We start from the raw sequence: 12,898 nt of genomic DNA on the forward strand, positions 1-12,898 counted from the left end.
CACAGTCTCCACGCCCCCGGGCACCCGACGTGCCCGGGGGTATCGCGGCTACAGCTCGTCGCGACCGGCGCCGCGCGACGGCACCGCGGTGAACAGCCTGGGGTGACGCAGATCCGCCGCCTCGTACGCGGCCTTCACCGCTCGCCCCACAGTGTCCACATCGGACTCTCGGACCAGTGCGATCGCCGAACCGCCGAAGCCACCGCCGGTCATCCGCGCCCCGAGCGCCCCGGCTTCACGGGCCGAAGCGACGGCGAGGTCGAGTTCACGGGTGGAGATCCGGTAGTCGTCGCGCATGCTGACGTGCGAGGCGTCCAGCTGCGGGCCGATCTCGGTGATCCGGCCGTCACGCAGCAGGCCCACGGTGTCGAGCACCCGCTGGTTCTCCGTCACCACGTGCCGCACCAGGGGCACCAGTTCGTCCGGCAGCTTGGCGAGCGCGGCGTCCAGCCCGTCGACATCGATGTCCCGCAGCGCCTTCACTTCGAGCAGTTCCGCCGCGCGCTCACAGCCCCGGCGGCGTTCGCCGTAACCGCCTTCGGCGTGCGAGTGCTTCGTGCGGGTGTCCATGATCAGGATCCGGACGCCGGATTCCTCCAGCGGGAACGGCACCTGCTCCAGCTCACCGGAGCGGACGTCGAGGAACAGCACGTTCGATTCCGTGCAGCACAAGGAAGCCGTCTGGTCGAGCAGACCGGTCGGCGCCCCGACGAAGTCGTTCTCCGAACGCTGCACCCAGCGGGCCACCTCGTGCAGGGTCGGCGAACCGGCGCCGGTGGCCGGGGTGATGCCTGCCAACCCCAGGAGAGCGAGCGCGACGGCGCATTCGAGCGCGTGGGACGAGGACAGTCCGGCGCCGGAGGGTACGTCTCCCGCGATCACCAGGTCCGCGCCGCTGCCGAGCCCCTGGTCCCGCAGGACCCAGGCGACTCCGGCCGGGTACGCGGCCCACCCCTCGATCGCGCCGGGCCGCAGCTCGGCGATGGTGAGCGGCCCTGATTGCTGGACGCGGCCGTCCGAACCGAGGGTGGCCACGGTCAGCACGCCGTCCTCGCGCGGGCTCGCCGCGGCGGCGAGCCGGTGCGGGAGGGCGAACGGCAGCACGAAGCCGTCGTTGTAGTCGGTGTGCTCCCCGATCAGGTTCACTCGGCCGGGCGCGGACCAGACTCCGGCCGGAGCCCGGTCGTGGAGGGCTCGGAAGGTCGCCGCGGCGTCGGACGCGGCGCTCACCTTGCCTGCGCCAGCACGGCGTGCAACGCCGAAACGGGAACCTGGGCGGTGTTGTCGCCGCCGGTGACCTCGATGGTTCCGCCGGGCGCGGCCTTGCCGACCTTGACCCGGCCGCCGGGCACGATGCCGACCGACTTGAGTTCGGTCATCAACAGCTCGTCGAGCTGCACGTGTTCGGCGATGCGCCGGATCTCGACCTCGCCGCCACCCGTGCGGGCGAACTCGTCGAGCCGCACCAGATCGGCCTCGGCAGGCGGGGCGGGATCACCGTCGCCGAGCTTGTCCAGTCCCGGGATCGGGTTGCCGTAGGGGGACGTGGTGGGGTGATCGAGCAGCTTGACCAGCTTGCGCTCGACGGCCTCGCTCATCACGTGTTCCCAGCGGCAGGCCTCGTTGTGGACGTGCTCCCACTCGAGACCGATCACATCGACCAGGAGGCGCTCGGCCAGCCGGTGCTTGCGCATGACCGCGATGGCGAGCTCGCGACCGTGTTCGGTCAGCTGCAGATGCCTGTCGTCGGCGACGACGACCAGCCCGTCACGTTCCATCCTGGCGACGGTCTGGCTCACGGTGGGGCCGCTCTGCTGCAGCCGCTCCGCGATCCGGGCCCGCAGCGGGACGACACCCTCTTCTTCGAGCTCGTAGATCGTACGCAAGTACATCTCTGTGGTGTCGATGAGATCGTTCACGCTGTCCCCTTCGTCCGCGTTGCTCATCGTAGTCGCTGGCACCGACAGCGACGCAGGCGTGGGGACAACAAGCCCCGTGGCGGGAAAAGTCCCCCAAGCTGGTAATGAAGCCAGGAGGCGCGGGAAGATGGGCCCATGCGTCCCATGATCACCACCAGCGAACTCGTCGTGCGGCTTTCCGGGCCGGAGCCGGCACGCTCCGTAGTCCTCGACGTCCGCTGGCGGCTCACCGGCCCGCCGGGCGCCGATTCCTACCGTGAGGCACATCTCCCGGGCGCGGTGTACGTGGATCTCGACACCGCGCTCGCCGGGGAGCCGGGTGACGGCGGCCGTCATCCGCTGCCGGAGCCGGAGACGCTGCAGCGGCATCTGCGGGCGGCCGGGGTCCGCGACGGTCACCCGGTCGTGGTCTACGACGACTCCGACGGTTCGGTCGCCGCCCGGGCGTGGTGGCTGCTGCGCTGGGTAGGGCACACCGAGGTCGCCGTGCTCGACGGCGGGTTCGCCGCCTGGACCGAGGAAGAACGGCCGGTCACGGACGAGGTCCCGGTGCCGGAGGAGGGTGACATCGTCGTGAAGCCCGGCGGCATGCCGGTGCTGAACGCCGCCGAGGCCGCCGCGCTCGCCAGGGAGGGGCTGCTCTTCGACGCCAGGGCCAAGCAGCGGTACACGGGGGAGACCGAGCCGGTCGACCCGCGCGCCGGGCACATCCCGGGCGCGGTCAACGCGCCCTTCTCCGGACATCTCGCGGAGGACGGCCGCTGGCGAGACGCCTCGGAACTGGCCGAGCGGTTCGAAGGGCTCGGCGTGACGCCGGAGACCCCGGTCGGTGTCTACTGTGGATCGGGCGTCACCGCCTCGTCCGTCGTCCTCGCGCTCGAGGTCGCCGGTCACCCGGAGCCCGCGGCGCTGTACGCGGGTTCGTGGTCGCACTGGTCCCGTGATCCGGAGCGCCCGATCGCCACCGGAGACCTGCCGGGCTGACCCGCGGCCGGTCCGGCGCGGGGCATGAGCCGCTTTCGGGCACTAGAGTTCGCACCATGCGAGCACCGGCCGTCGTATGGGACTCCTCGCTGCTGGGTTACGACCTCGGCGGCGAGCATCCGTTCAATCCGGTGCGGCTCGAACTGACCATCCGGCTCGCCACCGAACTAGGCGTGCTCGACGGCGTCGAACTGCTCGTCCCCGGTCCCGCCGGGGACGACGAACTCCGCCGCGTCCATATCGGCGAGTACATCGAGTCGGTCCGGCAGGCGCCGATGACCGGCGCGGATTTCGCGCACGGGCTCGGCACCGAGGACAACCCGGTGTTCACCGGCATGCACGAGGCCTCGGCGCTGGTCGTCGGCTCGACGCTGCTGGCCGCGCGCAAGATCGCCGACGGTGAGGTGACCCGGGCGGTGAACATCGCGGGCGGGCTGCACCACGCGATGCCGGACAGGGCGTCGGGCTTCTGCGTCTACAACGACTGCTCGGTGGCGATCTCGTGGCTGCTGGACCATGGTTTCGACCGCATCGCCTACGTCGACACCGACGTCCATCACGGCGACGGGGTGCAGGCGGCGTTCTACGGCGACCCCCGGGTGCTGACCGTTTCCCTGCACCAGCATCCGTTCACGCTGTGGCCGGGCACGGGGTACTCGGCGGAGACCGGCAAGGACGGCGCCGAGGGCACCGCGGTCAACCTGCCGCTGCCGCCCGGTACCCGCGACGGTGGCTGGCTGCGGGCGTTCGACGCGGTGGTGCCGTCGCTGCTGGAGCACTTCCGCCCGCAGATCCTCGTCACCCAATGCGGTGTCGACTCCCACGAAGAAGACCCGCTGGCGGACCTCTCGCTCTCGGTGGACGGCCATCGCGCCATTTACCGACGGCTTCGCGAGCTGTCCGAGGCGTACGCCGGTGGCCGCTGGCTCGCCGTGGGTGGCGGTGGCTACCAGCTGATCCGGGTGGTGCCGCGGTCGTGGACCCATCTGCTCGCCACCGTGCTCGATCGCGACGTCGACCCGGCGACGTCGCTGCCGCCGAACTGGGTAGCGTCGATCTCCAGGGCGGCGCCGAACGCCGAGATCCCGCCCCGGATGTCCGACGACCGGGAAACCGGGTTCGTCCCGTGGGGAGACGGGGCGGACGAGCCGGTCGACATCGCCATCCGTGACACCCGCCGCGCGATCTTCCCGCTGCACGGCCTCGATCCGGACGATCCGAGGGATTGACCATGACCACTGAGGACGCCAGGCTCGCCGCCTTCGACTACCCGCGCGAGTGGGAGGCCGACGTCCTGCTCTCCGACGGGGGCACGGTCCACCTGCGACCGGTGCTCCCCAGCGACGCCGACGGGCTCGTCGCCTTCCACGGCCGGTTGTCCGAACGCACCCGCTACTTCCGGTACTTCGGCGCCTATCCGCGGATCCCGCAGCGGGATCTCGAGCGGTTCTCCGTCGTCGACCACCACGACAGGGTGGCCTTCGTCGCGCTGCTGGGCGACGACATCGTGGCCGTCGGCCGCTACGAACGGCTCGACAAGGGACCGTCGGCCGAGGTCGCTTTCGTCGTCGACGACGCCCATCAGGGTCGCGGCCTCGGGTCGATCCTGCTGGAGCATCTGGCCGCCGCCGCTTCGGAATGCGGTTTGCGCCGCTTCGTCGCCGAAGTACTCGCCGAGAACGCGGGGATGGTCCGGGTGTTCCGCGACGCCGGGTACCAGGTCAGCCGCGAGATCGAGGAAGGCGTACTGCACCTCGAGTTCGACATCGACCCGACAGAGGAGTCGCTCGCGGTCGCCCGCGCCAGGGAACAGGCCGCCGAGGCGCGCAGCGTGCACAACCTGCTGCACCCGAAGTCGGTCGCGGTGATCGGCGCGTCCACCGATCCGACGAAGATCGGGTACGTCGCCCTCACCAACCTGCTGAGCGCCGACTTCGCCGGCACCGTCTACCCGGTCAACCCGGAGCACAAGTCCGTCCGCGGTGTGCGTGCCTATCCGTCCGTTGTGGACATTCCCGAGGACGTCGACCTCGCGCTGGTGGCGGTGCCCGCCGAAGCCGTCGAGTCCGTTTTGGACGGTGCGCTGGCCAAGGGGGTCAAGACCCTCCTGATCGTCTCGGGCGGATTCGCCGAGGCCGGCCCGCACGGGCTGCACGCCGAACTGCGGCTGGTCGGGGAGGCCAGGGCGCACGGCATGCGCGTGGTCGGCCCGAACGCGCTGGGCGTGCTCAACACCGACGTCTCGGTCCGGCTCAACGCCACCCTCGCGCCGCGGCTGCCCGCCCGCGGCCGCACCGGGTTCTTCTGCCAGTCCGGCGCGCTCGGCACCGCGATCCTCGCCGACGCCGAAGCGCGTGGACTCGGGCTCTCGACCTTCGTCTCGGCGGGCAACCGGGCCGACGTCTCCGGCAACGACCTGTTGCAGTACTGGGAGACCGATCCGGCGACCGACCTCGTCCTGCTGTACCTGGAATCGTTCGGCAACCCGCGCAAGTTCGCGCGTCTCGCGCGGCGGCTGGCGCGGACGAAACCGGTGGTGGCGGTGAAATCCGGCAGGCACGCGGTCCGCCCGCAACTCGCCGCGACCTCGGCCGAGGTCGACGAGTCCAGCGTGCAGGCCCTGTTCGAGCAGGCCGGGGTCGTCCGCGTCGACACGCTCGCGCAACTCTTCGACACCGCCCTGGTCTTCGCCCATCAGCCGTTGCCTGCCGGGCCGCGGGTCGGCATCGTGGGCAACTCCAGCGCGATCGGGTTGCTGGCCGCCGACACCGCGCGGGCGCAGGGGCTGCGGCTGGCCTCGGATCCGGTCGACGTCGGGCCGCAGGCGAGCCCGGAGGAGTTCGCCTCTGCCGTGCGCGAAGCCCTCAACTCCCCGGAAACCGACGCGCTCGTCGTGGTCTTCGTGCCACCTCTGGCCATCCCCGGCACCGCGTACGCCCGCGCGCTGCGGGAGGCCGTCGTCGAGATGCACGAGAACAAGCCGATCGTGTCGACCTTCCTCGCCGTCGAGGGCGTGCCGGACGAACTGGCCGTGCTGTCCGAGGACGGCGTGCCGACGCGGGGTTCGGTCCCGTCCTATCCCAGCCCCGAGCGCGCGGTGAACGCGCTCGCCCGCGTCGTGCGGTACGCCGCCTGGCGTCAGCGGCCGCAGGGCAACCTGATGCGGCCGTCGGGGCTGCACGCCGAGCAGGCTCAGGTGATCGTCACCGAACTGCTGGCGGGCGAGGACGGCAAGACGACGCTGCTCTCCGACGAAGACGTGGTCCGGCTTCTGGGTTGTTACGGCATCGACGTCGTCCCGTTCCGGGTCGTGACGTCCGTGGAAGAAGCGGTGCGAGCGGCCGAAGAGCTGGGTTTCCCGGTCACCCTCAAGGCGGTCGACGAGCGGTTCCGCGGCAGGCCGGACCTCGCCGGCGTGCGGCTCGATCTGTCCTCTGTGGACGGAGTACGCCGGGCGTACCTCGACCTGCGGGACACCTCCGGCGACGATGACGTCTACGTCCAGCGGATGGCGCCCAAGGGCCTGTCCTGCGTGATCGGCCTGCAGGACGATCCGTCGTTCGGCACGCTGGTGTCGTTCGGCCTGTCCGGGCTGGTCAGCACGCTGCTGGGGGACCGGGCCTACCGCGCCGTCCCGCTCACCGACGTCGACGCCGCCACGCTGCTGCGTGAACCGCGGACGTCACCGCTGCTCACCGGCTACCGGGGCGACGAACCGGCGGACCTGGCCGCGTTGCAGGACATCGTGCTGCGCGTCGCCGCGCTCGCCGAGGACAACCCCGAGGTCCGTTCGATGACGCTCGACCCGATCCTGGCCTCGCCGGACGGCGCGTTCGTCGCCAACGCCCGGATCGTGCTCGGTCCGCCGCCGACCCGCCCCGACACCGGGCCGAGGCGGTTGCGGCCGATCAACGCCCCTACTTGAGCCCGGGGGGGGGGGGAGCCACGCTGAGCACACTCGTCGCGAGTGGCGCGAGAATCCCGAACGCCGCCGTGACGGTCTTGCCCACCGTGGCGTCGATGCCCAGCAGCCCGCTCAGACGGGCGCGTCCGGCCAGCCAGTCCTCGCCGGGCCGCGCGTCGATCGATAGCGGGTAGAGCCCGTCCACCCACACCGGCCTCGTCACCGAGGCCGGGTGGAGTCACGACGACTACGAAGCCTGGCTCAAGGACACACTGGTCGTTTCGCTGCTTCGGTGACGAAGCGTTTTGCCGAAGAACGCCGAGAGCCGAGCGCGCTGCGTGGCGACGCTCCGCGCCGGGTCGATGGTGCCGACGAACGCGGTCGGAGCGTTACCCAGCTGCGGCAACAGGGTTTGGTAGTCGGTGAAACTGAAGTGCTCACCTTCCGGCAGCCGCGTTTCGCGGGTCCAGCCGCGCTGGTTACGCAGGAATTCCTGCCAGGACGCGTCCGACGCGGCGCTGTGGTCGCCCGCGCTCATCAGCAGGAACGGCCGGTCCAGTCCTTCGTCGGCGACGCGGCCGAAGAGCCGCTGTGACTGCGAATAGGCCATGCTGCCGTCCAGATTCGCCCCCGCGTCGATCCGCCGGTCGGTCACCATCGTCTCGCCCGCGGTGAACCCACCGGCGGAGTGCCCGAACATGCCGACGCGGGACAGGTCGAAGCCGAGTCGTTTCAACGAGTCGAGGACGAACCGGGTGTCCTGTACGCGGGTCTCGATCACGCGTTGCGAAACCTCGATGCTCGACGGCGGTAAGGCTTTCTTCGCGACGCGCCCATCGGGGAACTCCACCGCTTCGGCTTCGTAGGTGTGGTCGATGGCCACGACGAGGTAGCCCTCGCTGGCGAGCTGTTCCAGCTGCGTGGTGCCGTGAGAGCGCGACAGCGTGCCCCCGGGCGAATAGAGCACGACCGGCCGCGTGCCCCCGATCGCGGGCCCGTCGGTCCGGGCGTGGGTGGGGAAGCGATAGTCGAGTTGTTCCGCCGTCATGCCCAGTTTGACGGCGTCGCCGTCGGCCACCACCTTCGCGACACCCGGCGCCATGTACGGCGCTTTCGGCTTTCCGCTCGGCAAAGCCGGGTAGCGCACGGTGATCATCAGTTCCCGGGTGGTCCCGGGAACCCACGGGTCCTGGCGAGCGTGGTCGATCAGGTGGAGATCGGTGCTGCCGACCGCGTACGGACCGGTCGGCGAGGGAAGGCTCAGGCGGACGGGCGCCGCCGACGCGGACGGCGCGAGGAGGACGGCGGGGAGAGCGAGCGCGGTGGCGAGTACGCCGATCCGGCGCGGGGTTCGGTTCATGGCACCGAACGTAGAAAACGGGCCGGGGCCGGGACATCGGGAAGATCACCGGTCCCGACCCTGGGATCGGTCCCGGCGGACCAGGGGTCACCTCGTTGCTCAGCTGACTTCGCAGTTCGAATGCCGCTTGTGGCAGTTGCCTGTTCCGGAAGCTTCGTTCGCTGTAGAACCGGCGAACCCCTTGTTACGTTCGGTGATGGGACGTGCACGCCCGGACCGAAGGAAAACCGACGAGAGGTAAATGCCATGAAGGAATACGAGACCCCCATGCTGATCGAGGCCGGCGAGTTCGAAGAGGTCACCGGCCTGCTCTCCAGGAACGGCAACGACCGGCTGATCTTCAGCAAGAACTGAACGCGCTGACCGTCTGCGTCGATGCGTCGAATCGCTGACACGCTGGGTCACGGCGAGGAGTACTTCGCGGTCTTTCCCGACCACGAATCCGCCCTCGCCGTGGCCCCGCGGTTGCACGCACCTGGGTCCCGGACGCTCGCCCACGCGTCGGGGCGGCCGTGGCTGACCGGCCGATGGCCGGACAACGGGATCGTCGTGGCTTCGGCGGGGCGGACCAGGCTGGCGGTGATCGGTTGCTGCCCAGTCACCGAGAAGGAGCTGACCATCGCGGCCGCGCGGCTGCGCGATCTTGGCGGGCTCGACGCGCTGGCGGCGAAACTGCCGGGCAGCTTCCACCTGGTGGCCTCGGTGGACGGGCACTGCCGGGTGCAGGGCACCGCGTCCGGGCTGCGGCTGGTCCACCACACCCGGATCGGCGGCGTGGTGATCGCGGCCGACCGCGCGGACATCCTCGCCCACGCGGCGGGCGCGGACATCGACGAGCGGATGCTCGCGGTCCGGCTGCTGTTCCCGGTCCCGCATCCGTTGCTGCACAAGCCGATGTGGCGCGGGGTACACGGGGTGGAGCCGGGCAGCGCGCTGGTGCTCGCGCCGGACGGCGTCGCCGCCCGCACGGTGCGGTGGTGGGATCCGCCGCGTCCGGAACGCTCGCTCGCGGAAGGCGCGCCGCTGGTGCGGGAAGCGCTCACCACCGCGGTGGACGCGCGCACGGCCGCCGGTGGCGTGGTCGCCTGCGACCTTTCCGGTGGCCTGGATTCGACCTCGGTGACCTTCCTCGCCGCCCGAGGTGGCGCGAAGATCGTGGCGAGCACCTGGCCGGGGCTGGATCCGGCCGACGACGACCTCGCCTGGGCGAGGCGCGCGGCGGCGCATCTGCCCGAGGTCGAGCATGTGGTGTGGGACGTCGCCGCGTCTCCGCTGGTCTATGCGGGCCTGCTCGAAATCGACGATCCGCTCGACGAGCCGACTATCGGGATGATGGACAGGGCAAGGCTGCTGAGTGATCTGGCGCCGCTGGGGGCCAAGGGCAGCAGGGTCCGGCTGACCGGCATCGGCGGCGATCACGTCGCCTGGTGCTCCGAAGCGCACTATCACTCGATCCTGCGGCGTCGCCCGTTGTTCGCACTGGGCGCGCTACGGGGTTTCCGTGCCTTGTTCACCTGGCCGCTCGGTGGCATGGTGCGCGTGCTCGCCGATTCCCGTTCGTACCGCCGGTGGCTCTCGGACACCGCGGCCGATGTCCGCGCGGCGAAGACCGCACCGGTGACCGCCGCGCTGGGCTGGAGCACGCCGCCCCGGTTGTTCGACTGGGCGACGCCGGAGGCGGAAGAGCTGGCGAGCGCGGCGATCCGCGACGCGGCGCTCACCGCGGAGCCGCTCGGTGAGACCAGGGGCGAGCACGCGGACCTGGAGCAGATCCTGTCCTGCACGCGGATCATCCGGCAATGGGAGCAGATGAGCGCGCGGGCCGGGTTGCCGATCCAGTCGCCCTTCCTCGACGACCGGGTGATCGAGGCCTGCCTGTCGATCAGGCCGGACGACCGCGTGACGCCGTGGGCGTACAAACCGGTGCTCACCGAAGCCATGCGTGGCGTGGTGCCCGGCGAATGCCTGGCCCGCACCAGCAAGGCGCAGGCGTCGATGGACGCCGCGGCGGGGTTGCGGGCCAGCCGGGGCGACCTGCGTGCGCTGTGGGCGGACTCACGGCTGGCCGAGCTCGGCCTCGTCGACCGGAACCGGTTGAGTGCCTTGGCGTCGCGGCCCGAAACGCCGGAGCTTCGCGACGGCATCCTGTATCCGACCATCGGCTGCGAGGTCTGGTTGCGCACGCTCTCGAAGCCCTTGCTCTCTCTGGAGGAGAAATGAGCCTCGCCTTCCGCCCCAACGTGTCCATTGTGGACACCGACTATGGGTCCGTGCTGCTCGACGAGCGCAAGGGCCGGTATTTCCAGCTCAACCCGAGTGGCCGGATCGTCGTGCGGACGCTGCTCGAAGGTGGTGACAGCGAAGAGGCGGCCGGCGCGCTCATCGAGGAGTACGACGTCTCGCGTGAGCGTGCCGAGCAGGACGTGACCGCGCTGGTGGAGGGGCTGCGCGCGGCGGGCCTGGTGACGTCGTGACCACCCCGAGCGCGCTCAGCAGGTCGCGGTCGCTGCCGTTCACGCGGCGGCTCGCCGCGCGGCTCGCGGTCGCCGCGGCCAGGCTGATCGCGATGCTGCCGCCACACCGGATCCGGACGGTCTTCGGCGTACTCCGCCGCGGCGCCCGGCCGGCCACCCGCGAGCAGGCGGAGGCCGCGAGGGAGGCGGTGCTCGCGGTCAGCCTCGCCTGCCTCGGCCCGAAAGGCTGCCTGCCCAGGTCGCTGGCGGTCACGCTGCTGTGCAGGTCGCACGGTGCTTGGCCGACTTGGTGTGCCGGCGTCCGGGTTCGGCCGCCGTTTGGTGCGCACGCCTGGGTCGAGGTGGACGGGCAGCCCGTCGGCGAAGGAGTATCGGCCGGCTATTTCGCGCGGCTGGTCGCGGTCGGGCCGCCGGATCAGGCCCGATGAGCGATCGGGCGGGCTTCCGGGAGCTGCTGAGGCTGACCGCGGGCCACCGTGGGGTGCTGACGCTGGCCATCGTGCTCACCGTGTCGGCCTCCGGACTGGGGATGCTCCAGCCGTTGCTGGTCCGGTACGGGATCGACTCGGTGGGCACGCAACCGCTTTCCTGGTGGTTCATCGCGGGCATAGCCGGGCTCTTCCTCGTACAGGCCGCCGTGGACGGGCTCGGCTTGTTCATGCTGGAGCGGTCGGGTGAACGCGTGGTGCTCAGCGTGCGCAGACGGCTGATCGCGCGCCTGCTGCGGCTGCGGATGCCCGCCTACGAGGACCATCGGCTCGGTGACCTGATCTCCCGGCTCAGTGCCGACACCACCGTGCTGCGCGACGTGGTGTCGACCGCGTCGGTCCAGCTCGTCGCGGGCGGGTTGACCGGACTCGGCACGGCGGTGCTGATGCTGCTGCTCGACCCGGTGTTGTTCGGCCTGGTGGCGGCGACGGTGTCGGTCGCCGCCGTCGTGGTGCTCGCGTTGCTCGGCAGGCTCCGCGCGGCGGGCGAGCGGACACAACGCGGCGTCGGCGAGATGGCCGCGGACCTCGAACGCGCGCTGGGCGCGATCCGGATGGTGCGTGCCAACCGGGCGGAACCGCGAGAGGAGCGGAGGATCGGCGAGCGGGCGGAGTCGGCCTTCGCCGCGGGAGTGCAGGCGGCCAAGCTGACCTCGGTGATGACCCCGGCCGTCGAGTTGGCCATCCGCGGCTCGCTGCTGCTGGTGCTGCTCGTCGGCGGGGCGCGGGTGGCGGCGAACGCGACCTCGCTGGGCGCGCTGGTGGCGTTCCTGTTGTACGCGACCTATCTGGTGGTGCCGCTCATCTCCCTGCTTCAGGGAATCGGCCTCGTCCAGCGCGGCATGGGCGCGCTGCAGCGGGTGCACGAGGCTTCTCTCTTGCCTGTCGAAAGCGACACGCAGACTTCTTCACCGATACTCGCCGGGCGGTCCGCGCCGGTGCTGGAATTTCGCGATGTCCGATTCTCCTACGGGAAAAGGACGGTGCTGGACGGCGTTTCGTTCCGGGTCGAACCGCGTACGGTCGTGGCAATGGTCGGAATGTCCGGGGCGGGAAAGTCGACAGTTTTCTCACTGGCCGAGAATTTTTACCAGCCCTTTTCCGGCGCGGTGTTGCTGAATGGCGTCGACCTGACCGGAATGTCACTCTCCGACTGCCGTTCCCGGCTGGCGCTGGTCGACCAGAACGTGCCCATCCTGCATGGCACGCTGCGAGAAAATCTCGTGTACGGGGCACCGGACGCCGACGCGGAGGAGGTCGCGCGGGTGTTGGAAATGGTCAACCTGGCCGAGCTCGTCGCCGGTCTGCCCGACGGGCTCGACACCCAGGTCGGTGAACGCGGGAACATGCTCTCCGGCGGTGAGCGGCAGCGGGTCGCCATCGCCCGTGCCCTGCTCACCCGGCCCGACCTGCTGCTTCTCGACGAACCGAGTGCGCACCTCGACCAAATCAACGAGGCCGCCCTGACCACGGCGCTGGAGCGGGCCGGACGCGAATGCGCACTGCTGATCATCGCGCACCGGCTGGCCACCGTCCGCCGGGCCGATCGGATATTGGTGCTCGACGGGGGCAGGGTCGCCGGCGACGGCACGCACAGTGAGCTCACCGCGTCCTGCCCGCTGTACCGGCGGCTCGTCGAGAATCAGTTGTCCGGTGATCGGTCTGCCGGAAGCCTACCTGCCGACGCGGCTTCCGCCGGATAATCCCCGATTGTGGTCAGCTCATCCCCCGGATGGCCCTGTCGCGACTTCCGAGTGCTCTTGAGAATA

At 70.6% G+C, this 12,898-nt stretch carries 12 protein-coding genes; 8 read left to right on the forward strand and 4 right to left on the reverse strand.

Annotated features, from left to right (window positions below):
- Nucleotides 1–48: 48 nt before the first annotated feature.
- Nucleotides 49–1,230: a galactokinase gene (gene galK / locus ACZ54P_RS22475; RefSeq protein ID WP_465463509.1), complete on the reverse strand. Its 1,182-nt coding sequence runs from the start codon at nt 1,228–1,230 to the stop codon at nt 49–51.
- Nucleotides 1,227–1,946, reverse strand: coding sequence for a metal-dependent transcriptional regulator (locus tag ACZ54P_RS22480; RefSeq protein ID WP_081736173.1), 720 nt, complete (start codon nt 1,944–1,946; stop codon nt 1,227–1,229). The genes galK and ACZ54P_RS22480 overlap by 4 nt, the downstream gene beginning before the upstream one ends.
- A 108-nt stretch (nt 1,947–2,054) precedes the next feature.
- Between ACZ54P_RS22480 and ACZ54P_RS22485 the strand changes: the two genes are divergently transcribed.
- Genes ACZ54P_RS22485 through ACZ54P_RS22495 form a run of 3 tightly spaced genes read left to right on the forward strand, consistent with a single transcriptional unit; the run spans nt 2,055 to nt 6,828 of the window.
- Nucleotides 2,055–2,903, forward strand: a complete 849-nt coding sequence (locus ACZ54P_RS22485; protein WP_465463510.1) for a sulfurtransferase — start codon at nt 2,055–2,057, stop codon at nt 2,901–2,903.
- Between the two features lie 56 nt (nt 2,904–2,959).
- A complete protein-coding gene (locus tag ACZ54P_RS22490) occupies nt 2,960–4,132 on the forward strand; it encodes an acetoin utilization protein AcuC (RefSeq protein ID WP_465463511.1) in 1,173 nt (390 codons plus the stop codon).
- 2 nt (nt 4,133–4,134) lie between these two features.
- Entirely contained in the window at nt 4,135–6,828 is a 2,694-nt protein-coding gene (locus ACZ54P_RS22495) for a bifunctional acetate--CoA ligase family protein/GNAT family N-acetyltransferase (protein WP_465463512.1), read from the forward strand.
- Here the strand turns inward: ACZ54P_RS22495 and ACZ54P_RS22500 are convergent.
- Both ACZ54P_RS22500 and ACZ54P_RS22505 read right to left on the reverse strand, forming a co-directional pair.
- Complete coding sequence (locus ACZ54P_RS22500; RefSeq protein ID WP_465463513.1) at nt 6,821–7,012, reverse strand: hypothetical protein; 192 nt, start codon at nt 7,010–7,012, stop codon at nt 6,821–6,823. The two genes, ACZ54P_RS22495 and ACZ54P_RS22500, sit on opposite strands and share 8 nt — an antisense overlap.
- Before the next feature lie 42 nt (nt 7,013–7,054).
- Nucleotides 7,055–8,167: an alpha/beta hydrolase family protein gene (locus tag ACZ54P_RS22505; RefSeq protein WP_465463514.1), complete on the reverse strand. Its 1,113-nt coding sequence runs from the start codon at nt 8,165–8,167 to the stop codon at nt 7,055–7,057.
- A 246-nt stretch (nt 8,168–8,413) separates the two neighbouring features.
- On the opposite strand from ACZ54P_RS22505, the gene ACZ54P_RS22510 reads away from it, so the two are divergent.
- Genes ACZ54P_RS22510 through ACZ54P_RS22530 form a run of 5 tightly spaced genes read left to right on the forward strand, consistent with a single transcriptional unit; the run spans nt 8,414 to nt 12,832 of the window.
- Nucleotides 8,414–8,521, forward strand: a complete 108-nt coding sequence (locus ACZ54P_RS22510) for a keywimysin-related RiPP (protein ID WP_465463515.1) — start codon at nt 8,414–8,416, stop codon at nt 8,519–8,521.
- A 21-nt stretch (nt 8,522–8,542) separates the two neighbouring features.
- A complete protein-coding gene (locus ACZ54P_RS22515; protein WP_465463516.1) occupies nt 8,543–10,387 on the forward strand; it encodes a lasso peptide isopeptide bond-forming cyclase in 1,845 nt (614 codons plus the stop codon).
- Nucleotides 10,384–10,641: a lasso peptide biosynthesis PqqD family chaperone gene (locus tag ACZ54P_RS22520; protein ID WP_219153351.1), complete on the forward strand. Its 258-nt coding sequence runs from the start codon at nt 10,384–10,386 to the stop codon at nt 10,639–10,641. Before ACZ54P_RS22515 ends, ACZ54P_RS22520 begins: the two co-directional genes overlap by 4 nt.
- A complete protein-coding gene (locus ACZ54P_RS22525; protein WP_465463517.1) occupies nt 10,638–11,069 on the forward strand; it encodes a lasso peptide biosynthesis B2 protein in 432 nt (143 codons plus the stop codon). Before ACZ54P_RS22520 ends, ACZ54P_RS22525 begins: the two co-directional genes overlap by 4 nt.
- Nucleotides 11,066–12,832, forward strand: a complete 1,767-nt coding sequence (locus tag ACZ54P_RS22530; RefSeq protein ID WP_465463518.1) for an ABC transporter ATP-binding protein — start codon at nt 11,066–11,068, stop codon at nt 12,830–12,832. Before ACZ54P_RS22525 ends, ACZ54P_RS22530 begins: the two co-directional genes overlap by 4 nt.
- The last annotated feature ends 66 nt before the right edge of the window (nt 12,833–12,898 follow it).

The sequence above is a fragment of the Amycolatopsis sp. NPDC034160 genome, from assembly GCF_055575355.1.

Excerpts from the sequence above, each read along its gene's own strand:
- ACZ54P_RS22480 (WP_081736173.1), bottom strand. The coding sequence starts at position 1,946 with ATGAGCAACGCGGACGAAGGGGACAGCGTGAACGATCTCATCGACACC.
- ACZ54P_RS22485 (WP_465463510.1), top strand. The coding sequence starts at position 2,055 with ATGCGTCCCATGATCACCACCAGCGAACTCGTCGTGCGGCTTTCCGGG.
- ACZ54P_RS22490 (WP_465463511.1), top strand. The coding sequence starts at position 2,960 with ATGCGAGCACCGGCCGTCGTATGGGACTCCTCGCTGCTGGGTTACGAC.
- ACZ54P_RS22495 (WP_465463512.1), top strand. The coding sequence starts at position 4,135 with ATGACCACTGAGGACGCCAGGCTCGCCGCCTTCGACTACCCGCGCGAG.
- ACZ54P_RS22505 (WP_465463514.1), bottom strand. The coding sequence starts at position 8,167 with ATGAACCGAACCCCGCGCCGGATCGGCGTACTCGCCACCGCGCTCGCT.
- ACZ54P_RS22510 (WP_465463515.1), top strand. The coding sequence starts at position 8,414 with ATGAAGGAATACGAGACCCCCATGCTGATCGAGGCCGGCGAGTTCGAA.
- ACZ54P_RS22515 (WP_465463516.1), top strand. The coding sequence starts at position 8,543 with ATGCGTCGAATCGCTGACACGCTGGGTCACGGCGAGGAGTACTTCGCG.
- ACZ54P_RS22520 (WP_219153351.1), top strand. The coding sequence starts at position 10,384 with ATGAGCCTCGCCTTCCGCCCCAACGTGTCCATTGTGGACACCGACTAT.
- ACZ54P_RS22530 (WP_465463518.1), top strand. The coding sequence starts at position 11,066 with ATGAGCGATCGGGCGGGCTTCCGGGAGCTGCTGAGGCTGACCGCGGGC.